This is a genomic window from Paenibacillus taichungensis, assembly GCF_013359905.1.
GTDB classification, from domain to species: Bacteria; Bacillota; Bacilli; order Paenibacillales; family Paenibacillaceae; genus Paenibacillus; species Paenibacillus taichungensis.
Genome location: NZ_JABMCC010000118.1, coordinates 682,648 through 703,451 on the forward strand (window position 1 = coordinate 682,648; position 20,804 = coordinate 703,451).

Below are 20,804 nucleotides of genomic sequence, written 5' to 3' on the forward strand. Positions count from 1 at the left end.
TTTCCAATGATTATGAACTTATCTGGAGGTATTTTCATGAAAAAACGTATGCTGATAGCACTACTATTAACTTTTGTCCTTGTGGTCTCCGGTTGCAGTGTGAAGACCAAGACGGAATCCCAGTCAGAATCCTCACCATCGGATACAACAGAAAACACGCAAAACCAAAAACCGGTAGACATCGAATTACTGGCTCAGAGCTCTTCCGAAAATGACGTGAACATTATCCGGGACCAACTCACCAAGAATGGCTTCAATGTTAAGCTGAACCTGCAGCCGGATTACGGCAGCTACAAATCCCAGCAGGATGCAGGCAATTATGATATTGCGCTGTCCAGCTGGACAACGGTAACCGGGAATCCGGACTATGCAGTTCGTTCACTTTTCAAAACAGGCGGAGACTACAGCATTCTGGCTGATGAAGAAATCGATAAGCTTATTGACCAGGCTGCTACTCAGACTCCGGACGAATACAAGGATACGTATAAACAATTGGAGGATCGCTTGGTAACCGATCAGGCCTATATCGCTCCGTTGTACATTTCCCTGAAAAGTCAGGCTGTGAACAAAGACATTCTCAATGTAGACACCGTTCGCTTGTCCAAATCCCGCGCCATGGCATGGGAACCGATTGAATTCAAAGACAGCTCCAAAAATACAAAAGAACCATTAATTCTGACACAAACTGCTTCCGTCCTGACTTCCCTTGACCCGATCAAAGGAAATGACGGTTCCATCAACCAACTGAACACCAACATGTATGTACGTCTCGTTAACCTGACAGATGACGATCAACTTACACCAGAGGGTTCCCTCTCCCACAATTTCAGCATTGCTGAGGGTAACTCGGAGTATTACTTCATTCTCAGAGACGATATCAACTTTGCCAAGATTGATAATAAAAAAGCGGTAGATACGGGAGAACGTGTCGGTGCAGATGACGTCATCTTCTCTCTCGATCGCGCCAAAAACAAAGATTCCGTACCGGATCACCGGACATACAGCCTGCACGAACATATCAAGGAAGCCGAGTTGGTAACCGATCTGGGCGCCTTGGAATCAATTCAGCAATCCAGTGGCAGCGGTACGGTTAAAGAAGCATTGGAACAAGGGCTTGGCACCAAAATTACGGAACTGGTCGCGGACAAAAACAAAGCCGATAACGCTGCCGGGAAATATCAAGTTGTGAAACTTACAACCACGGAACCTTTCCCGCAAGTATTGAACTATCTGGCTCACCAATCTGCTGGCATTGTGTCCAAAAAGCAGGTTGAGAGCATCAATACGTATGATGTAGCTTCGTTTGACGTGAATAAAGACATTCCTTACGGCGATCAGAATACCGTGACTGAAGGTGCTGCGTACAACAACACCCTGTATGCCAGCGGCCCATATATCTTGGCATATAAAAATGATTACGAAGGTGTATTCTATCAGAATCCCGGCTACCGTAAAGGCTCCGAATATGCACCCAAAATCTCTCAGGTGAATGTTCGTTTCATCGCCGATGCTGACAGTGCGTTGTCTGCTCTTCGCAGCAGTGAAATCCACCTGTACTACGGAGTATCCGAAACAAAGTATGACATCATCAAAAATGACAGCAAATTGCAATTGCAGAGCATTCCGAGCAATGCGGTTTCCTATCTGTTGTTCAACACAGCCAATCGGGAAGTTGCCAAGAGCAGTGATCTGAGAAAATCCGTGCTCTACTCCATCAATCAGGATGACATTTTGCAGTTCTACAAAAACAACAAACTTAAGGCATACTCTACAGTAAGTCCACTCGTGCAGACCGGGAATGAATTGAAGTCCGATCCGGCAAAAGTGAAAGAATTTTTGAGCGCCTACCAGGCTTCCAAGTAACAACAAAGATAAACGGCTGTCAACTGGATCACTCCAAGATCCGGATGACAGCCGTTTTGTTTTATAGAAAGAATATATTATGATGAGCAGTCTGCCTGATACCTTCGTTGTACGTCAGGCAACAGAGTGACGATCTGGATCACCACTCCCCAGGCAAAATAGACCAGATGGATGACGGATACATGCTGGATCCAGTATACCTGTATCATAATCCAGATGATCAGAGCAAATCCCGTATATAAAGAGAACGTCCATCCCCAGTATTGATTGGAGTAGAGATTCAGCTTTTCACCTATTTCCCAGTGAATGCGACGAAGGAGTGAAATGGCAATGATCATTGGCATAACACCAAGAACCAACAATAGTATAATCCCCGGGATCAGAAAACTGCCAAACGGGGAATGTTCCAACAATGAATCCGGCATTTTGACAAGATCTCCCGATGGATCGATAATGAGTGCTCCCCCTCCAATGATCGCACCAATGGCCAGAAACCCCTGCATCATAATGAGCGCCCACGATCTTTCAGGTACACATTCACGCTTCATTCCATCATCACTAGTTCTCATCCCTCACCCTCCAGACATGAAACAGATTTTACTGAACGTTCTACTCCATTTTCACATATGGAGAGGGCTGAATCCTGTGCTCTTTCTCACTAAAATCATCCCAAAAAATTCGATTATGGTAAAACTTGATAAAAGAACGTACGTTCGGTATAATAGAGATATACTTAATGAGCGAGAGGCAGATATGGACGACAAATTTATTAAGGAACTACGCGAGATTAGTCGGGACGACAGACGAAGATCCGAATTTATGATCCAAGGCATGAAGGAAACACTTCAGGGAAGAAAAGAAGAAAGTATCTTCAAGCGCTGGGTTCGGCGTAAGAAGACAGAGAAGAAAATTTCACAACGATTCAATCAAGATCCCTCTTCGGATCAAAAGTAACCACATAAAAAGGAGGCGTACTACGCCTCCTTTATTATTTATATGAATGCCTATTCGTCTAGACGTTGTATAGATCAGGATACTTCTTCTTGTCCACATTCTATACCCTGGAGCAAGAAAGTTGAATTATGCAAAATAAAAACGATGCTTTATTTCGCACCAGCCCGGACCAAAATCGCTTCGATTTCCTTGAAGCCTTTATTCTTAGCATGAATGAGTGGGGACACTCCATCATGATCCGAAAGGTTTACGTCTGCTCCATGATCAATGAGTAATTGAATCGTCTGCTGCTGTATTTTATTGCCATCGTTCAGAATGATCGCTTCCAGCAGTGCAGTCCATCCCAATTGATTAATATGGTCCACATTCACTGACGTTTGGGTCAGCAGTTCTCGTACCACATCCACGTATCCATGCTCCGAAGCCGGAATCAGTGCAGTTCCTCCATATCGATTCGTTATCGCTGGATCGGCTCCCGCCTCAATCGTCAGCTTCAAAATATCCAAGTACCCTTCAGCGCCAGCGTACAAAAACGGGTTATTCTTCATATCATCCTGTACATTAACATCTGCACCCGCTTCAATTAACATTGTGGCTGATGCCAGATCATTGTTGTACGTTGCAATCATAACAGCTGTTCTTCCGCTCTGATCCTGAGCATTGATATTGGCGCCCTCTTGAATCCATTTTTCAATACTTTCGGTGTCTCTTCCCTCTGCTGCCTTCAACAACAGCTCATCCGGGGAAGTTGATAACTTCTCCTCCACCTTCGAGTCGTTTCTCACTTCAGGCACGCAGCCCTGAACGACGAACATACTGCTTATTAGGATAATTATCATCAGCGACTTATTCATACTGCCTCCCTTACTACAGTGTCACTGTTACCGAAGAAGCGACACTCCAATCCCCAACTGGACTTATTGTATAGGTCGTGCCTGAGATTAACGTGCCATCATTAACAAGGTCGAATACGCCCGTGGCGCCTTTCCGACTTGAATATTTATATGTCGCTGTCAGAACGTCACCGTTAGGTGATGTTAATGTTACACTTCGACCTGAGAACAGTTCATCTCCAGGATCTTGCGCCAGCGTAACTTCAACTGAAGTTTCACTCACAGCTTGGGCACTCGCAACCTCCAACGAATCAAACGACCTTGCGGTGAATGAAGCGTTATTGATGTTCGCCCAGTCAGAAGAAACCGTATATGTCACACCGGATTGCAATGTTTGTCCTTCAGGCAAACGGAACTTCGGTTCTTGTTTGCCATCTGTCGATTGCGTGAACGGAACATATTTGGCAACGATTGGCTCGCCACCTTCTGGCGTAATCACGACTTGTCTTGCCTGCATGGAGGAGATAATTTGATACGTTTTGCCTCCTGCTTGTTCTTGGTCATTCAACACAAACGCATTAGCCCCTCGACCACCGCTGTATGCTGAAATGATATAGCCATAATCCACTACACCGTTCTCTTGCAGTGCTTCAATCTCGAACGTATCATTCGTTATTTGATTAGCCGTCGTCATGTTTAGTTTCGTGCCACTGCCTTCAAAGGAACCAGCATCGTGGCCTTTATAAGTGAGACTGTATACTTCACCTGCATGTTGAACGGACGTTGGAACGATGTAGGTTGCGATGGACCCTGTTTTTAGACGAGGCATGTTGGTCAATGTCAACCCACCACTGAGCGCAAAATCGGTTTGTGCCTTGGCAAATACTTCATCCGCTGCTGTCAGAGGCTTGTCGAACGTCACAATTAACGTAATGGCATTGAGCGATCTAACGCTCTGGATTTGAGCCTGCCCCGAAGGAATAGCCTGGTGGGCCGTTTGCAACAGTACCGCTGCTTCCCCGCGTGTGGTCGAACCGTTCTCGGAATAGAACGTGCTCATCCAATGGTGAACGGATTTCACGTCACGCTGCATCGCTTTGGATACGACCTGTTCGAGTTCTGCATCCGTCACTTGACTGTGTGGATTGAATTGTCCGTTATTCGCCTGCATGATGCCAAGTTCAACGAGCTTTGATGCATACGGTGCATACCACGCGTCAGGATTAACGTCCGTTAATTCAACGCTTTCTCCTTTCTTCTCCTTTAGATTAAACGTTTTGAATACCAGTGATGCTAATTCCGCGCGGGTAATAGCTCTATGTTCACCCATGGATTGATCGGCGTAACCGTTCATGATCCCCAAGCTGTTCAGTTCCTTAATGGCGACCTCAATCTGCTGGTTGGTAAGCTGTGTCGCTGTAGCTGCAACGTTAGTAACGTATGTAGCTGCATGTACGTAATTGGTAGTTAGCGGGAATACTGCTGTGCCTAATGCAGTTATCGTTAAAAATGTAGCCATTTTTCGGGTTATAGGATTCATATTTGAATTCCTCCTCTATAGGTTGAAGTTGCCTGTATCTATAGAATAGAGGACAAAAAGAAACTCCCAAGGACAAAAATATTAACAAACTATAAACTGAATCTAATTTTTCTCGAAACTTATACGGTGAACCGGTAGCCTGCACCCCAGACGGTCTCAATATATTCCGGATTTTTGGGATCTGCCTCCAGCTTCCCACGCAGTTTGCGAATATGGACGGTAACCGTCGCAATATCTCCGCTGGAATCCATGCTCCAGATCCGCTCGAACAGATCGGATTTGCTGAATACACGGTTCGGATGACTCGCAAGAAATACGAGTAGATCGAATTCCTTGGTTGTAATTGCTACCTCTTCGCCATTAGCAAAAACGCGGCGCGCTCCCTTATCGATATGAAGCCCACGAATGTGGATTTCATCTTGTTCGGCTGGTTTGCTTTTGCCAAGTAGTCTCTCATATCGGGTCAAATGAGCTTTCGCTCTTGCAACCAACTCACTTGGGCTGAACGGCTTCGTAATAAAATCATCAACACCCAAATTGAACGTTCTAATCTTATCGATCTCCTCCTTCTTCGCGGAGACGACAAGGATCGGCACCTCTTTCACCTCACGAATGCGCCTGCAACATTCGAAGCCATCCAGGCCAGGAAGCATCAGATCAACAATAATTAGATTGTAACTTCCCTCCAGAGCCAGTTTAAGCCCTTCATCTCCGTTATGGCAGAGCTCTACAGAAAATCCGTTGAGTTCGAAATAGTCCCGTTCCAATTCTGCAATCGTTGTTTCGTCCTCAATAATCAAAATGTTTGTCATTACCGTTAATCTCCTCCTCTTCATTCAACCGTTTTAGTTTGATATAAATGACCGTGCCGTCATTGGGTTTGCTTTTCGCCCAGATGAAGCCTCCGTGTTCATCAATGATTTGGCGGGCAATCGCCAGCCCCAATCCACTTCCGCCTGTTGAGGAATTGCGAGATTGCTCTGCCCGATAAAAGCGTTCAAATATATAAGGCAGCGCCTCTTCCGGTATTCCTCTGCCATTATCCTTAAAGGCTATCGTAGTCCATTCGTCATCTGCTTGAAGTGTAATCCCGAATCGTTTTTGTTCATTCTCCATATATTTGAGGGCATTATCCACTACATTGACAACGGTGCGTTTTAATTTATCCAGATCAACAGATGCCATGACCGATCCAGATGCCCGATTATCCCAATCCAAGGCCACCCCTTTGTCCTCCAGATCGTATCTGAGCTCTTCAATGCTGTCTTCCAGGAAATCGACAAGGTCTACCACTTTAAACAGAAAAGGTTCCTGATTCAAGTCGAGCTTTGAATACAGAAACAGTTCATCCACCAGCTTATCCATGCTAACTGCTTTGGAGTGAATGATATTAACGTATGATTCCATTTTTTCCGGAGTGTTGGCCACTCCGTCACGAATCCCCTCAATATAACCTTTAATATTGGTGATCGGTGTGCGAAGGTCATGCGAAATATTGGAGATGAGCTCTCTGCGATTCGCTTCGTCTTGCTGTCGCAACTCATTGGAGCGCTGCAATTGAGTCCGCATGCTCTCGAACGCTTCGCTGAGTTGTCCAACTTCATCATTGGAGCTAAGTTGGAGCTTGAAGGACAGATTCCCATCTTTAATATGTTCGGCTGAGCTCCGCAGTTGATTCAATGGCTTAATAAAGCTGCGAGTGATCCAGCGGAATAAGAGCAGGTTCGCGATAATGAGAACGCCGATGAGCAGGAGTGACATCACAGGTAGCAGCTTGCGAGTAAGCTCTGCAAATGGGCTTCTCTCACGAATAACGAAGATACTTCCTCTTTCTCCATCTGAATATTGAAAATCAAATTTCGCATATGCATAGAATCGCTCACTGATATTAAAGGTGCTGCGAATCTGATAATTGTTGAGATCATAGGCAGGCAGTGCTTGCTTCAGTTCTGGCTGATTGAAGGTCAACGATTCGAAAATCTGGTTATTCTCCCGTCTGACGTATAGCCCAGACTTCTCGGCTCGAAGCTTCATGTCGTACTCGCGCAGCAAAACCTTGTTCTGCAGCTCGTCTGGATCATTTTTGGCCAGAAACTTCATCTCTTGAAAGATCGATTCTCCCTGTTGCGTGAGTGGATTCACCTGATAATGTACTTTGTAAATATCGCGAAAACCCTGCAAATCGCCTGTTGCAGCAATCGTATACAGACTAGCTGTAAGCAGGATGAACAGCAGACTTATGACGAGCATACCCGTGAAGGACAGCAACATTTTTATTCGAATGGACATGGTATCCCCTTCTTAATCAAGCTATTGGGTTAGTTAGTGCACATGTTAACACAAGATTGATCCAAATGCCCATAGGAGTATTCCATATCAGCAGTTCTAGCTGAACAGAAGAAAAACCCAAGGTCGTAGAAATGACCTGGGTTTCTCAACAATTAGAGGAGGAATACACCTCCCTAGTTATTTACTTATGCGAATCATTCGGAAAGAACTGTGTGGTGAGTCCTTTGCAATATACCTATGTTCAACTTTGCTTTACGGTAAAATAGCAAACGAGCGCACTGGAAAGCCGGACGCCTTTTCGGCCTTAGGTACGATATTGAAGATCACCGCACCTTTGGCTGGTACCTGATCCAGATTCGTTAACAGCTCTACCTGATATGTATCCTGGGCAAGTACATAATATTCTGCTAGAAGTGCCCCGTTCTTTTGATAGTCTACAGCTGAATCAGTGTCGAAGGTCTCATGGCCGATCGCCTGTATTTTTCTTTCCTCGAATAAAAACATTAGCGCACTGACTGACCATCCGGGTGCATGACTGTGTCCCTCAGCATCTTTGTTGTCGAATGCTTCATGACTGGGCCAGCGTTTGCTCCAATCGGTACGCAGTGCTACAAAGCTGCCAGCTTCAATAACGCCATGTTCTTTTTCAAACTCAAGAATATGCTCAACATCCAGCGTGAAATCCGGATTGCTCTCTACAGCCACAGATTGATCAATGACCACCAGCGGTAGCACAAGCTCCTTCAACCCCAGTTCATCGAGATACCGGGTATCCCGCACAAAGTGAATTGGCGCATCCAGATGCGTACCATATTGACCGGGAAACCTGAAACTCTGGGCAAAGAAACCTTGATCGTGATTAAACAACGTATCGAATGCTGCAGCATCAAAAGCTGAGAAATGCGGAGATTCCGGTCCAAACGTATGGGTCAGATCCACCCACTTCTTTTCTTTTAATAATTGAATCGCTTGAATGAGCTCATTGGACATCCGAATCACCTCATACATAGAATGGAATAAATTGTTACTATTATATCTTATTCCACTCCATGCGAACATATCGAAATGTTAGCTATTTGATAGAATTCATTAACTCGAAGAAGTATTTTGTTTCATGAGTCTGATATAGATTGAACCATGAATCTAAAGTCTCCTGTGTAAATACATCGAGCACCTTCAATACATGCATCGCAAATTCCAACGGAGCTATGCCCGATGCAGTAACTAAATTGCCATCCGTTACGGCCGGTACCATTTCATAGTATTTTTCTCCAATGTAATGAGGACAAATCATTTTCAAATATTCCAGATCGTTGCTTGTATGCCTTCTGGAGTCTAGCAATCCCACCCTCGCAAGTCCAACGGTTGCACCACATATTGCCGCAACAACATGACCTTTTTCCAAAGATATTGAAGCTTCTTTTAATATAGGCTCGTGAATGGATTCCATCCAAGTATTTCCGCCTGGAAGAATCAACACATCCGTACTTTCCAACTTACACTCATCAACTGAAATGCGAGGTAATATTTCCAATCCCCCCATGGTAGTCACCGGACTTTTATCTACGCCAACAGCAATCACCTCTATCGGCTCCAACTCTTTCTTAAAATACCTTCCCGAGTTTAGTTCAGCAATTAAATAACCTACCTCCCAGTCTGACATCGTATCAAATACATAAAGATATGCTTTTTTTGTATGCATAGTGCACTTCCCTTCTAGTCGATACCCCTAGTATAAAAAAACTTTACTGACATCTTCCGTCAGTAAAGTTTTTAAATTTGAAATATTCAGCGGTTAATCCTCAACTATTCTACTCGAATGACCAGTTTCCCGCGTGTATGATGGGTTTCGCTTTTTTCGTGCGCTTCACGCAGTCCTTGTTCACTCAAGGGGTATGTCTCATCAATGATAGGTCTCAGCTTGCCCTCAGCAGCGAGCTCAGCCAACTGATCGAGTTGATCCCCTTTGGGTTCCATCATGAACACATTGGCCGTTACACCTGCTTCCTTAGCCAGCGTTTTATCCGGCTGTCCCACAAGGGATACCAGATGTCCACCGGCCTTCAATACCTTGAAGCTATCACGCTGAATGTCGCCACCCATCGTGTCCAGCACGACATCATACCCGGAGAGAATCTCCGAGAAGTCTTCTTTTTTATAATTGATAAAATGGTCCACTCCCAGCGAACGAAGCAACTCTTCATTCGATTCACTCGCCGTGGAAGCCACTTCAGCGCCAAGATATTTGGCAATCTGAATAGCAAAGGTTCCTACACCACCTGCTCCCGCGTGAATGAGAACCTTCTGCCCTTTGGCAAGCCGTCCATGGTCAACAAGTGCCTGCCAGGCCGTCATGGCGGCTAGAGGTATGGCAGCTGCTTCCTCAAAGCTCAGTTTTTCCGGAATACGGGCAATGATGTCCGCATCCACGGCCACATATTCTGCATAAGTCCCGAAATGACGAGGACGAGCAAATATGCGATCTCCCGCTCTGAACCTTGCCACATTCGAACCCGCATCAGTCACCGTACCGGCAACATCCCCGCCCAATATAAGTGGAAAAGAATCCGCTGCCTCTTTCATATGGCCTTGTCTGACTTTAAAATCCACCGGGTTCACAGAAGTAGCATGAATGCGGATTAGCACCTGATTGACTCCACATGCCGGCTTGGGCATTTCCTTTTCCTTCAATTGTTCTGCTCCACCGAACTTTTCAATCACAATTGCTTTCATTAGAGATCCCAGCCTTTCCATAGCATTATCGTTTACTCTCCTTCTTCATTACCCTTCCCGGACGTTCATTTGACCTATATTCATGAATTCGCAGCAGGTTTGGGTTCACAAGCCTGATTAGTAACCATGATATAATGTAGTACAGTTGAACCTAAATAACTGAACAAGCGAGGTAGGAATGTGGAAATTGAAGTAAGTACGTTACATGCATTTTCGGATAAGCCTCTAGGCGGAAATCCCGCAGGTGTTGTTTTACAAGCAGGACACTTGTCCGACTCCCAGATGCAGGAGATTGCCAGACAAGTTGGATTCTCAGAGACCGCGTTTGTTATGCCATCGGATCAGGCTGATTTCAAAGTTCGTTACTTCACCCCTAGTGATGAAGTTGATCTATGTGGACATGCAACAATTGCCTTATTTTATTTAATGAAAGCACAACATATCGTTGATGTAGGTGTATACACGCTGGAGACGTTAGCCGGAATACTTGAAGTCGTTGTCCACAACAATGGTGAAGTCTATCTGTCTCAGGCGCTTCCGGAGTTTGGAAAGATCGTTGACCGACAAGACATTGCAGATTCTCTGGGTATTTCTACACATGATTTACACGCTGAATTACCTGTACAGATCGTATCTACCGGACTGCGCGATATCTTGATTGCCGTTAACCATGTTGATGTGCTGTCAAAAATCATTCCTGATTTTAAGCTTATCGCTGAAATTAGCAAAGCTAACCATGTCGTAGGTTATCACGTATTTGCACTCAAACCAGATAAAGAGAGCACCCTCGCAGAATGTCGGAACTTTGCTCCCCTTTACGATATCCCGGAAGAGAGCGCAACTGGTACATCTAACGGTGCTTTACTCTGTTATTTACATAAAAATAACCAAATTTCAGATCCCCACGATACCACCTATACGATTAGACAAGGATACACCATGAACCGCCCCTCGGAGATTCGTGCCAGATTAACGCTGGGCATTTCCAATGAAATCACCAAGATTCAAGTGGGCGGGGTCGCGGTTCATATAGAGAACATTCGAATCCAACTTTCATGAATTCCCCGGTCCGGGGACAATAAACGCCACACCAAGGAGAGATATACTCCAAGCAGTGTGGCGTTTACGGTTAAACAATGGATTAGATTCAATGCGTGTTTGCATCTGTGTATTAACCTACGCTGTAAAGACGTGGCAAACAGATGCACAATTCATCCCGTCTCTTTCCCCCTCATTCTTTTCCTCAAGCGAGCGTATTGACTGTAGATCCAAGGTGATTCTTTCGTCAGGATCGGACCAAGCACTGCCAGAATCAACACATATAACACGGCAAAAGACTGAATGGATGCCATCAGGCCTCCTGCCTTGCCGATGTTCGCCATAATGATAGAGAACTCTCCACGGGATACGAGCGTGAATCCCACATTGAGAGAAGCCTTGGGAGTCATCCCAGAGAGTCTGCCAGCGATCATGCCCGCACCATAGTTGCTGGCAATGGTCAGAATAACGGCAATCACGGTCATTCCAACGGCCCCGCCAAGGGTCGAGGGTTCAATAGTCAGGCCAAAGCTGAAAAAGAAGATGGCCCCAAAGAAATCTTTGAACGGCATAATCTGATGCTCAATTCGGCTGGCATGTCTGGATTCCCCCAGAACAAGCCCCATCATCAGAGCTCCAATCGCCTCGGCTACATGCAACGTTTCCGAGAAACCTGCCACCAAAAAGAGCAGCGTCATAACCGTAAGCAGAAATAACTCCGATGACTTGATGTTGAGTGCCTTATCAATATATTTGATGCATTTCCTGCCTATGATCAGAAATAGCACAATAAAGAGCAGCGCAGATAGGGATACGAGCAAGACGCTGAGGAATGAGGTAGCCCCACTAAGTACAAGCCCCGTCAGAATCGATATATGGATGGCGATGAATAGATCATCAAACATGATCATGCCCATAATAATCTCCGTCTCCGGGTTCGCCGTGCGCTTCAGATCCACGAGTACTTTAGCCACAATAGCTGTGGAAGAACTCGTCATAATACCACAGACAACTAATGTTTCTTTGAGTGGCAGTTCCATGAACCATCCCAGCAGCAGACCGGAAGCAAAGTTAAGGCCAACGTAGAACATACCTCCGGTCAGAATGGCTTTGCCTGACTTCATCAGGCGGGAGACCGAAAATTCCAATCCCAGATAAAAGAGCAAAAACAGGATACCCAGCCTGCCCATAAATTCAATAAATTCCGAGCTTTCGATAAAACGCAAATCCACAATGCCGATCTGTGGTGCATGCGGTCCAACAGCCATACCAATCAGAATATAGAAAGGAATGACCGAAAATCGTAATCTTGCAGATATTAGCCCCGTAAGTGTAATCAGCGCAACGGCAATTCCCACTTCGAATATGAGCATATCCATAGGCTAGAGCCGTCCATTGGATAACAACTGTTTTAACAGTTTGATCTGATCCCGTTCACCAGCGACAACAACCGTAGCCCCCGCGGTAAAGATATAGTCCGGACCTGGATTAAACTGCTTCGTCCTGTTCTTCTCCACCACAGCCAGAATAACTGCTCCTGTTGCCTGGCGAATATTCAGTTCTCCGATCGTTCTTCCTATGCTCTCTGAATGCGGCTCAATACGTAGCCACTCAATTAACAGTCCCTCCAGCATAACTTCACGCTCATCCTGAAAGGTTGGTTTGTACGTCATGCCACCGACAATAGCAGCAACCGCACGTGCCTCATCATCATCCAGTGTGACCAGTGACACCATATCTCCCAGTTCTTCAGGTGAATCGCCTGATTCCATGTGAAACAGGTCACGTCGCTCATCATTATGGATGACAATGACCAGATGCTCACCGCTTCGTGTGTGCAGCCAATACTTGCGTCCAATTCCCGGCAAATCCGTCTCTTTAAAGTGCATGATCTGCACCCCCAGTGGACATCCGATTCAAGGACTCTTTGTTTAACGTAATATCCGTAATGCGTACTCGCATGGAGCTAGCCGGTATATTAATCGACCTCACTTCTCCCTTGAGCCCAAGCAATAATTGCCGCCCCACAGGGGAGAGGAATGAAATATGCCCCGCATCCGGGTCCGCGTCATCTGGCATAACAATGGTGAATGAATCAGATGTATGGAAGTCAACGTACTCAAAACGGATCAAACTACCGATAAGTACCACCGATTCCAGAGCTTCATCCGAACCAAGGAGCAGCTTCTCCACACACGTCGTATAGTTTGCGAGCAGTCGTTCCATCTGCGAACGTTCCGGATCACGCACGTCAAAATAGGCGTCGAGAAATGTTCTTTTCTCTTCACCGAATATAATGAGCTGGTTCACCAGCATTTCTCTGCAATTTTGAAAGGAGGTCCTATGGTTCATAATAAATCTCACCTCCTATACAAGCCCTGTTCTCCATGTTAATTCGCATGTTTTTCTTAATCATGTTGTTCTCCTCCTTCATATAGATAAAAAAACCACGGATACCGCGGTCTTACTACCATCTTACCAAAACAAATTTTTTAATCCAGCTATTCTGTTAACTTTGCGTTGTATAATGATAAAAAGGGCGTCAATCCAGCTTCCAAACTTAACCTTTACATCATATGACAGATCCATAGAAGATTTTAATAACGTCATAAAAAACATTTTATGGGTTTTCATCTCGTATTTTTATTTTGTTTCCTGTATATTTAACTACAAACTTTTATGCAATTTATACAAATAGCCATCCCAAGACTTTAACACAATAAAGGAGTGCATTGAAAAAGTGTCGACTATAACTAAGGATTCAACTCAAGTAACTGCCGCAGAGTATGTTCATTCCGTTTACGAATCGGTTATCGCCAGAAATCCACAGGAAAGTGAATTCCATCAGGCTGTCAAAGAGATCCTGGACTCGCTTATTCCTGTCATTGCAGCTCACCCGAAATATCGGGAGAATGGCTTGCTTGAACAGCTAGTTGAGCCAGAACGTGTCATTACGTTCCGCGTGCCTTGGGTAGATGATCAAGGCACGGTACAAGTAAACCGTGGATTCCGTGTTCAGTTCAACAGCGCTATTGGGCCTTACAAAGGTGGACTTCGTTTCCATCCTTCCGTTTATTCGGGAATCGTTAAATTCCTTGGGTTCGAACAAATTTTCAAAAATGCCCTGACTGGCCTGCCAATCGGCGGTGGTAAAGGTGGTTCCGACTTCGATCCAAAAGGAAAATCAGATCTGGAAGTCATGCGTTTCACTCAAAGCTTCATGACTGAGCTGTACAAATATATCGGTTCCGATGCGGACGTACCTGCCGGCGACATCGGTGTAGGTGCACGGGAAATCGGTTATATGTTCGGACAGTACAAACGCATCAGCGGTGGACACGAAGCTGGCGTACTCACAGGTAAAGGCTTGCTGTACGGAGGAAGTCTTGCGCGTAAGGAAGCTACAGGATTCGGATGCGTGTACTTTGTAAAAGAGATGTTGGCCTCCAAAGGACTGAGCTTCAAGGACAGCACGGTGGTTGTCTCCGGTTCGGGTAATGTATCCATCTATGCCATTCAGAAGGCTCAGGAGCTTGGAGCTCATGTTGTGGCGTGTAGTGACTCTGGTGGTTATATCTATGACGCTCAAGGAATCAATCTGGATACCGTAAAAAGATTAAAAGAGGTTGATCGTCTGCGGATCAGCGAATATGTCAAAGAGCATCCACATGCCGTGTATACCGAAGGCTGTGAAGGCATCTGGTCTATCCCTTGTGATATCGCGCTGCCTTGTGCAACGCAAAATGAAATCGACGAACAGGCTGCTGCATTGCTCGTGCAAGGCGGAGTTAAAGCGATCGGTGAAGGAGCGAATATGCCTTCCACTCTGGCTGCGATTGACGTTTTCCACAAAGAAGGCGTTCTGTTTGGACCAGCCAAAGCCGCTAATGCTGGCGGAGTTGCCGTGTCCGCACTTGAAATGTCGCAGAACAGCATGCGGTTGTCCTGGTCATTTGAAGAAGTGGACGCCAAGCTGCATGACATTATGTCTGACATCTACACTAGCTGTGTTCAGGCAGCGGATGAGTACGGCTGTGCAGGTAACCTGCTTGCCGGAGCGAACATCGCTGGCTTCCTGAAAGTGGCAGACGCCATGCTTGCGCAAGGTATCGTCTAATTCTTTGGGTGTCATAACTCTCTGCATTACCGAACATCTGCTAAACGATGCATCTTATCGCATAGATATAAGCAAAGGGCAGTTCTCCCGAATGGAGAACTGCCCTTTAACATAGATATAGATAACGATGTCACTCGAATCGCAGTATCAGTCTCTTAATTCCTTTGTAAAGAGAACCGTAGACTCACATGTACTTATGAACGTACCGTTTTTAGAGCTCCGCTCCAGGACAGCACCTGATCCAGCATGCCGTTCAGATTGGTCAGATGCAGATCGGCCGGTTTAAAGGTCGTTCCGTTCTCAAAATCGGTAAACAGCGACAGTGCCGGATGAACACGAACATCAGCAACCGACAACTCACCTAGAATGCCCCGCAGATGTTCTGCTGCACGTGCACCACCTACGGAACCATAACTGACAATCCCGGCAGCTTTGTTATTCCATGCCTCACGGGCATAATCCAAAGCATTTTTCAGTGATGCGGAGATGCTGTGATTATACTCCTGTACAATGAATACGAACCCATCCAGACTTGCCAGCTTCACATTCCAGGCAGTAGCCTGCTCCGTTGCATCCGCTTCTCCCAAGAGAGGCAGCTTGTAATCAGCAATATCCACGATTTCATAGTTGGCATCACCACGTGCATCCGCAATCTGCTTTACCCATTCTCCAACCTGTGGACTCAAACGCCCCTCACGTGTGCTCCCAAGAATAATTCCAATGTTAAGTTTCGACATCGTTTCTTCCTCCTCTTGTGTGTTGTTGTTTGTTTTTCCAAATAATTTATCCATAAAACCCATATTGACACCATCCTGTACCGTTTGGTTTAATTTCTTCTGTTGATATTGATAATAAGTAATTAAATTCATTTAGTCAAGTAACTTACGTAAAGTTTGTATATATTTTTTTCACTTTATCTTTATCATACAAATATTGTTATGAATTTATTCTACATAGCAGCATATTGATCGAAATCCAGCCTGATGGTAAAGTTGTACTGACCTTAAAATAGCATTCTTTTTAATAAAAGGAAGTGTACAAATGACTAACCAAGCATTCAGTAGCAATCAGGCTACTCTGCATTTAAGCGCAGACTGCGAGCAATGTTTTGGGCTATGCTGTGTCGCCTTGCCGTATGGCAAATCCTCAGACTTTGCTTTTGATAAATCCAGTGGCACCCCCTGTTCCAATCTCCGTACCGATAACCGCTGTGGCATCCATACACAGCTGCGACAGAAAGGGTTCAAGGGCTGCACAGTCTACGATTGTTTCGGCGCTGGTCAGAAACTATCACAAATTACATATGCGGGCAAGGATTGGCGTAATCATCCCGAAACTGCTGCTGAAATGTTCGATTGCTTGCCTGTCATGAAGCAGCTTCATGAAATGATGAGCTATATCAATGAAATGCTACAGCTGCCGGAAACATCATCCATCCATGCCGCGTTGAAGGACGTATATCGGGAAATGGAACGACTAACCGATCTGGAGCCATCTGCCATATTACGTCTCGATATTCCCGCACATCGGGCGGTGGTGAACGAACTGCTTGTACAGGCCAGCGAGATGGTGCGGGCAAAGGTTCCAGCTTCGGGTAAGGGACCATCCAAATCGAAGACCAAAAAGGGTACCGGAAGAGACTTTCTAGGAGCCAATCTTAAAGGCGCTGACCTTCGGGGTGCAAGCTTTAGAGGTGCCTTAATGATAGCGGCTGACCTACGAAACGCAGATATGAGAAAGACCGATCTAATTGGGGCTGACTTGCGGGATGCGAATCTGGGTGGAGCGGATCTGAGAGGCAGCATCTTTCTGACGCAATCCCAGCTCAACTCGGCAAAAGGCAGTGCAGATACCAAGTTGCCGGCTCATTTAAACATTCCCTCACACTGGCTGTAGGGAAGACTGTCCCCACATGAGTTGCGAGTATGAATCACTATGAACAGCTCATGAATATGTACTGATTCGTTTGTACAACAAATAGCTCGTCCCTCTTTTTAGAAGGACGAGCTATTTGTGTTGTATTACATGGACTTGCAACTACAGTAATGAATTAACGGACTACAGCAAGTCGCGGCGAAGGTCCTCAGCCGATTTAGGAGACAGGTGACCGAGTGGGATATCAAATACCGTCTTAGCCCCTTTGTGTCCTTCCAGACTCAAACGTTGTGCGGCTCTTGCATAAGCCACCAGTACACTTGCGGTAAATTCAGGATTGCTGTCGAGCTTCAGACCAAATTCAATAATTTGTTTCTGGCCTGCGCCTGTAACTCCACTACGAATGACAAATCCACCGTGCGGCATGCCTTCATGCTCAGCCTTCAATTGCTCTTCAGTAATAAACGTCACCGTTGTATCGTAATCCGAGAAATAGTTCGGCATGGATACAATCGTTTCACGAATCTCGTCCTGATTTGCACCAGCTTCTGCAACTACATAGCATTGACGCAGATGCTTCTCACGTGTGGTCAATTCTGGGGTCTCCCCAGCACGAATGCTGTTGATTACTTCTTCAACAGGTACAGTGTATTGCACACCAGCCTTAACGCCAGGAACACGACGGATGGCATCGGAGTGACCTTGGCTTACCCCTTTACCCCAGAACGTGTACTCTTTACCTTCTGGCAGGATCGATTGGGCAAGCAATCGGTTCATGGAGAACAAGCCTGGGTCCCAACCTGTGGAAATGACGTTCACGTGGCCACCTTGCTCTGCCGCGGCGTTAACTTCTTTATAGAATTCAGGGATTTTGGCATGTGTATCGAAGCTATCCACCGTATTGAACAATTTTGCAATTGCAGGTGTCTGCTCCGGAAGATCGGTTGCCGAACCTCCACACAGAATCATCACATCAATTTTGCCTATGTATTGCTCAGCAGCAGAGATGTGCTCGAAACGAACCTCCGTACCTTCTGCAACCATCTGCTCCGGGTTACGACGTGTAAATACAGCAACAAGCTCCATATCCGGGTTTTGAGTAATAGCTTTCTCTACACCTTTGCCCAGATTTCCGTAACCTACGATACCAACTTTGACCATGTTCAATCCTCTCCTGTCTTCATCTATAGTTGCCTACTTTATCTAGTATAATGATATAACATAACATGTAAATTGTCAGGTTTCCAGTTTGAAATAAAAATACCTTGCATGCAGAGCAGCAAGGCCTGATATATTCCTTTTATTCTAATCACGTCCAACCGAATGGATAAAAGGTATGGCTTCCACGGAAGAAGTAGCAAACAAGACGGAAACGGACAACACCGTTAGAGACAACAGACAACTTGCCAGGAGTAAGGAAAGGAATCTTGATGCGGTTCTGATCTTTTTCATCCATCCTACCTCCTCATCCTGTTTGCTATATTTTGGCTGGATTATGTTCTTCATAATTCACCGGACCGCTTCACCAACTCCAAAATTTCACTAGCGACAATATCCGGCTGACTGTTATGAATATCGTGTTTGGCGTGTGCCACAGTGACCTGTGTTCCTTGACTGGACCATGAAGCAAAATCGGCTTGATCTGTCTGCCATGCCCGGCTGCCTTCGCTCTGTTTCTCTGAACCGGCCGTCAGAATGGTTAGCGGGAAGGAGAATTCCTTTTTATGCTCCAGGATATGGGCTGCGTTCGTCTTGGAATTGCGCATCTCTCCAATCACGTTGTCATTGTATGCATGCTTGAGTGTGGAAATGGTGGCTGCCTTTCTCATTGACTCCGTAACGAGATCCGGGTTAACGACCAAAGATTCCGTTATCCGATCCGAATGCAGCAATGTACGCACAATTCCTGTTTTCACCAGAAGACGGGCTGAATCGAAATACCAGTCCGATTGCTCCATAGCAACAGTGCTGTAATATTCGGGACTTCCTCCATCAATCATGACCATGCCAGCTACCTCATCGGGATACATTTGTGCGAATCGCACGGTCTCCAGCGATCCGAGAGAATGACCTACCATGATATACGGCGGACGTTGGCCGGATACTCGCAGCAATTGATGGATCTCCTCTGTAATGGTATCGATATCACGTGGCCGATCCGTATAATCGCTATACCCGTAACCGAACCGATCATACACCGCAATTTTCACCTGGGATTTCAACTTGTTATATAGCGGGCTGAAATCAACATACGGATTGGGCGTACCCCAGCCTGAAGCGAGGACAACTGTCGCATTTCCTCTTCCCGTTGTATAGAGATGCATGTTACGTCCGCTTACCTCATACATTTTGCCCGGTGCAGTATAAGATTTCATGTCTTGTGTCGACTGATATGCCTCGTACGCGGTTCCTGCCAGCAGCAGAAGCCCTGTTGCCAGCATCAGGCCACCCAGCCCCTTCAAACCTCTCCGTAACCCCTTCTTCATCGTTCTCTACCCCTTACCCGGCTCTTCTTCTATATGTATTCTTTAATCTTACCCAAGTACGGATGGAAACGGAACGATCCCGGGTCCAGTTCTTTCCCCAACCTAAGTCTAGTTCCCCCCTACCCGCAGTATGAAAAATACCATTGAGACCTGTACCAAAGGGAAGATAATCATATAGACAACGTAAAATAACCGCAAATTCCCGATAACGGAAACCTGCGGTTTTGATGATATTCATTTTGTAAAAAGCCAAATAAACCCTCTGCAATCTACAATTGCAACGTGAGACCCACCGGGCAATGATCACTGCCCATGACATGGCAATCAATATGCGCCTCTGAAACCTTCGGAGCCAGCTGATTGGACACAAGAAAATAATCGATCCGCCATCCAACATTACGCTCTCTTACCTTAGGCATGTACGACCACCAACTGAACACATCCGTGCGATCCGGGTACAGATGACGGAAGCTATCCACATATCCAGCAGCCAGCAGATCGGTCATTTTGCCTCGCTCTTCCAGCGTGAATCCCGAGTTGCCCAGATTCGGCTTCGGATTCTTCAGGTCGATCTCCTGATGGGCTACATTCAGGTCACCACATACGATAACCGGCTTGGTCTGCTCCAATTGCAGCACGTACCCTCTGAACCGATCCTCCCATTCCAAACGGTAAGGAAGTCTGGTCAGATCCCGCTTCGCATTGGGGGTATATACGTTGATTAGATAAAAATGATCAAACTCCAGCGTAATCATTCGGCCTTCCGGTTCACTATCTTCCTCTATCCCGTACCAGACAGATAGAGGCTTGATCCGGGTAAATATGGCTGTGCCGGAGTATCCTTTTTTGACAGCATAATTCCAGTATTGATATACGTCTTCACCCAGATCCATTTCGATCTGTCCTGCCTGCAGCTTGGTCTCCTGCACACAGAAAATATCGGCTTGACTCTCGTTATAATAATCCATGAATCCTTTGGTAACACATGCCCGCAATCCATTTACATTCCAGGACACCAGCTTCATATCCTCATCTCCTCACATCTCCCCAATATAGCATGGGCGAATTCGGAAGGA

At 45.8% G+C, this 20,804-nt stretch carries 21 protein-coding genes; 5 read left to right on the plus strand and 16 right to left on the minus strand.

Going from position 1 to position 20,804, the window contains the following annotated elements; genetic code table 11:
- Positions 1-36: 36 nt before the first annotated feature.
- Positions 37-1,863, plus strand: a complete 1,827-nt coding sequence (locus tag HP548_RS26310; RefSeq protein WP_175383259.1) for an ABC transporter substrate-binding protein — start codon at positions 37-39, stop codon at positions 1,861-1,863.
- Between the two features lie 77 nt (positions 1,864-1,940).
- Here the strand turns inward: HP548_RS26310 and HP548_RS26315 are convergent, their stop codons facing one another.
- Positions 1,941-2,432, minus strand: a complete 492-nt coding sequence (locus HP548_RS26315) for a hypothetical protein (RefSeq protein ID WP_246318215.1) — start codon at positions 2,430-2,432, stop codon at positions 1,941-1,943.
- A gap of 184 nt (positions 2,433-2,616) precedes the next feature.
- Between HP548_RS26315 and HP548_RS26320 the strand changes: the two genes are divergently transcribed.
- Positions 2,617-2,817 (plus strand): hypothetical protein, encoded by a 201-nt coding sequence (locus HP548_RS26320; RefSeq protein ID WP_063565515.1) that lies wholly within the window; start codon positions 2,617-2,619, stop codon positions 2,815-2,817.
- Positions 2,818-2,966: 149 nt separating this feature from the next.
- Here the strand turns inward: HP548_RS26320 and HP548_RS26325 are convergent, their stop codons facing one another.
- The 7 genes from HP548_RS26325 to HP548_RS26355 all read right to left on the minus strand — a co-directional run bounded on the left by HP548_RS26325 (position 2,967) and on the right by HP548_RS26355 (position 10,212).
- A complete protein-coding gene (locus HP548_RS26325; protein ID WP_175383260.1) occupies positions 2,967-3,671 on the minus strand; it encodes an ankyrin repeat domain-containing protein in 705 nt (234 codons plus the stop codon).
- Between the two features lie 13 nt (positions 3,672-3,684).
- Positions 3,685-5,190, minus strand: a complete 1,506-nt coding sequence (locus HP548_RS26330; protein ID WP_175383261.1) for an S-layer homology domain-containing protein — start codon at positions 5,188-5,190, stop codon at positions 3,685-3,687.
- A gap of 119 nt (positions 5,191-5,309) precedes the next feature.
- Positions 5,310-6,002, minus strand: coding sequence for a response regulator transcription factor (locus HP548_RS26335; RefSeq protein WP_090903764.1), 693 nt, complete (start codon positions 6,000-6,002; stop codon positions 5,310-5,312).
- Complete coding sequence (locus tag HP548_RS26340) at positions 5,980-7,479, minus strand: sensor histidine kinase (protein ID WP_175383262.1); 1,500 nt, start codon at positions 7,477-7,479, stop codon at positions 5,980-5,982. Before HP548_RS26340 ends, HP548_RS26335 begins: the two co-directional genes overlap by 23 nt.
- A 252-nt stretch (positions 7,480-7,731) precedes the next feature.
- Positions 7,732-8,469, minus strand: coding sequence for a cyclase family protein (locus HP548_RS26345; RefSeq protein ID WP_163761375.1), 738 nt, complete (start codon positions 8,467-8,469; stop codon positions 7,732-7,734).
- Between the two features lie 82 nt (positions 8,470-8,551).
- A complete protein-coding gene (locus tag HP548_RS26350; RefSeq protein WP_175383263.1) occupies positions 8,552-9,181 on the minus strand; it encodes a type 1 glutamine amidotransferase family protein in 630 nt (209 codons plus the stop codon).
- A 104-nt stretch (positions 9,182-9,285) separates the two neighbouring features.
- On the minus strand, positions 9,286-10,212 hold the full coding sequence (locus HP548_RS26355) for an NADP-dependent oxidoreductase (RefSeq protein ID WP_175383264.1): 927 nt from the start codon (positions 10,210-10,212) through the stop codon (positions 9,286-9,288).
- A gap of 180 nt (positions 10,213-10,392) precedes the next feature.
- Between HP548_RS26355 and HP548_RS26360 the strand changes: the two genes are divergently transcribed.
- On the plus strand, positions 10,393-11,271 hold the full coding sequence (locus tag HP548_RS26360) for a PhzF family phenazine biosynthesis isomerase (RefSeq protein WP_175383265.1): 879 nt from the start codon (positions 10,393-10,395) through the stop codon (positions 11,269-11,271).
- 152 nt (positions 11,272-11,423) lie between these two features.
- Here HP548_RS26360 and HP548_RS26365 read toward each other — a convergent pair whose 3' ends face one another.
- From HP548_RS26365 to HP548_RS26375, 3 genes are read right to left on the minus strand one after another with little or no spacing between them, the layout of a single operon-like run.
- A complete protein-coding gene (locus HP548_RS26365) occupies positions 11,424-12,629 on the minus strand; it encodes a cation:proton antiporter (RefSeq protein ID WP_099857080.1) in 1,206 nt (401 codons plus the stop codon).
- 3 nt (positions 12,630-12,632) lie between these two features.
- Complete coding sequence (locus HP548_RS26370) at positions 12,633-13,139, minus strand: cation:proton antiporter regulatory subunit (protein WP_076287930.1); 507 nt, start codon at positions 13,137-13,139, stop codon at positions 12,633-12,635.
- On the minus strand, positions 13,129-13,602 hold the full coding sequence (locus tag HP548_RS26375; RefSeq protein ID WP_175383266.1) for a GreA/GreB family elongation factor: 474 nt from the start codon (positions 13,600-13,602) through the stop codon (positions 13,129-13,131). Before HP548_RS26375 ends, HP548_RS26370 begins: the two co-directional genes overlap by 11 nt.
- A gap of 388 nt (positions 13,603-13,990) precedes the next feature.
- On the opposite strand from HP548_RS26375, the gene gdhA reads away from it, so the two are divergent.
- Positions 13,991-15,367 carry an NADP-specific glutamate dehydrogenase gene (gdhA, locus tag HP548_RS26380; RefSeq protein ID WP_175383267.1) on the plus strand — a complete coding sequence of 459 codons (1,377 nt, stop codon included), beginning with the start codon at positions 13,991-13,993 and terminating at the stop codon, positions 15,365-15,367.
- A 194-nt stretch (positions 15,368-15,561) separates the two neighbouring features.
- Here gdhA and HP548_RS26385 read toward each other — a convergent pair whose 3' ends face one another.
- The gene (locus HP548_RS26385) at positions 15,562-16,104 is read right to left on the minus strand and encodes an NADPH-dependent FMN reductase (protein ID WP_076288277.1); all 543 of its coding nucleotides are present in this window, start codon (positions 16,102-16,104) and stop codon (positions 15,562-15,564) included.
- Between the two features lie 304 nt (positions 16,105-16,408).
- Between HP548_RS26385 and HP548_RS26390 the strand changes: the two genes are divergently transcribed.
- Positions 16,409-17,263 (plus strand): pentapeptide repeat-containing protein, encoded by an 855-nt coding sequence (locus HP548_RS26390; protein ID WP_175383268.1) that lies wholly within the window; start codon positions 16,409-16,411, stop codon positions 17,261-17,263.
- Between the two features lie 162 nt (positions 17,264-17,425).
- Here HP548_RS26390 and HP548_RS26395 read toward each other — a convergent pair whose 3' ends face one another.
- The 4 genes from HP548_RS26395 to HP548_RS26410 form a co-directional block, all read right to left on the minus strand.
- Positions 17,426-18,403, minus strand: a complete 978-nt coding sequence (locus HP548_RS26395) for a diaminopimelate dehydrogenase (RefSeq protein WP_409347678.1) — start codon at positions 18,401-18,403, stop codon at positions 17,426-17,428.
- A gap of 144 nt (positions 18,404-18,547) precedes the next feature.
- The gene (locus HP548_RS26400; RefSeq protein WP_175383270.1) at positions 18,548-18,694 is read right to left on the minus strand and encodes a hypothetical protein; all 147 of its coding nucleotides are present in this window, start codon (positions 18,692-18,694) and stop codon (positions 18,548-18,550) included.
- 50 nt (positions 18,695-18,744) lie between these two features.
- A complete protein-coding gene (locus HP548_RS26405; protein WP_175383271.1) occupies positions 18,745-19,728 on the minus strand; it encodes an alpha/beta hydrolase in 984 nt (327 codons plus the stop codon).
- Between the two features lie 269 nt (positions 19,729-19,997).
- On the minus strand, positions 19,998-20,753 hold the full coding sequence (locus tag HP548_RS26410) for an exodeoxyribonuclease III (RefSeq protein ID WP_063565361.1): 756 nt from the start codon (positions 20,751-20,753) through the stop codon (positions 19,998-20,000).
- Positions 20,754-20,804 lie beyond the last annotated feature (51 nt).

Bases quoted from the DNA above. Each gene is read 5' to 3' on its own strand.
- HP548_RS26310 (WP_175383259.1), top strand. From the start codon at position 37: ATGAAAAAACGTATGCTGATAGCACTACTATTAACTTTTGTCCTTGTG.
- HP548_RS26315 (WP_246318215.1), bottom strand. From the start codon at position 2,432: ATGAGAACTAGTGATGATGGAATGAAGCGTGAATGTGTACCTGAAAGA.
- HP548_RS26320 (WP_063565515.1), top strand. From the start codon at position 2,617: ATGGACGACAAATTTATTAAGGAACTACGCGAGATTAGTCGGGACGAC.
- HP548_RS26325 (WP_175383260.1), bottom strand. From the start codon at position 3,671: ATGAATAAGTCGCTGATGATAATTATCCTAATAAGCAGTATGTTCGTC.
- HP548_RS26330 (WP_175383261.1), bottom strand. From the start codon at position 5,190: ATGAATCCTATAACCCGAAAAATGGCTACATTTTTAACGATAACTGCA.
- HP548_RS26335 (WP_090903764.1), bottom strand. From the start codon at position 6,002: ATGACAAACATTTTGATTATTGAGGACGAAACAACGATTGCAGAATTG.
- HP548_RS26340 (WP_175383262.1), bottom strand. From the start codon at position 7,479: ATGTCCATTCGAATAAAAATGTTGCTGTCCTTCACGGGTATGCTCGTC.
- HP548_RS26345 (WP_163761375.1), bottom strand. From the start codon at position 8,469: ATGTCCAATGAGCTCATTCAAGCGATTCAATTATTAAAAGAAAAGAAG.
- HP548_RS26350 (WP_175383263.1), bottom strand. From the start codon at position 9,181: ATGCATACAAAAAAAGCATATCTTTATGTATTTGATACGATGTCAGAC.
- HP548_RS26355 (WP_175383264.1), bottom strand. From the start codon at position 10,212: ATGAAAGCAATTGTGATTGAAAAGTTCGGTGGAGCAGAACAATTGAAG.
- HP548_RS26365 (WP_099857080.1), bottom strand. From the start codon at position 12,629: ATGGATATGCTCATATTCGAAGTGGGAATTGCCGTTGCGCTGATTACA.
- HP548_RS26370 (WP_076287930.1), bottom strand. From the start codon at position 13,139: ATGCACTTTAAAGAGACGGATTTGCCGGGAATTGGACGCAAGTATTGG.
- HP548_RS26375 (WP_175383266.1), bottom strand. From the start codon at position 13,602: ATGAACCATAGGACCTCCTTTCAAAATTGCAGAGAAATGCTGGTGAAC.
- HP548_RS26385 (WP_076288277.1), bottom strand. From the start codon at position 16,104: ATGTCGAAACTTAACATTGGAATTATTCTTGGGAGCACACGTGAGGGG.
- HP548_RS26390 (WP_175383268.1), top strand. From the start codon at position 16,409: ATGACTAACCAAGCATTCAGTAGCAATCAGGCTACTCTGCATTTAAGC.
- HP548_RS26395 (WP_409347678.1), bottom strand. From the start codon at position 18,403: ATGGTCAAAGTTGGTATCGTAGGTTACGGAAATCTGGGCAAAGGTGTA.
- HP548_RS26400 (WP_175383270.1), bottom strand. From the start codon at position 18,694: ATGAAAAAGATCAGAACCGCATCAAGATTCCTTTCCTTACTCCTGGCA.
- HP548_RS26405 (WP_175383271.1), bottom strand. From the start codon at position 19,728: ATGAAGAAGGGGTTACGGAGAGGTTTGAAGGGGCTGGGTGGCCTGATG.
- HP548_RS26410 (WP_063565361.1), bottom strand. From the start codon at position 20,753: ATGAAGCTGGTGTCCTGGAATGTAAATGGATTGCGGGCATGTGTTACC.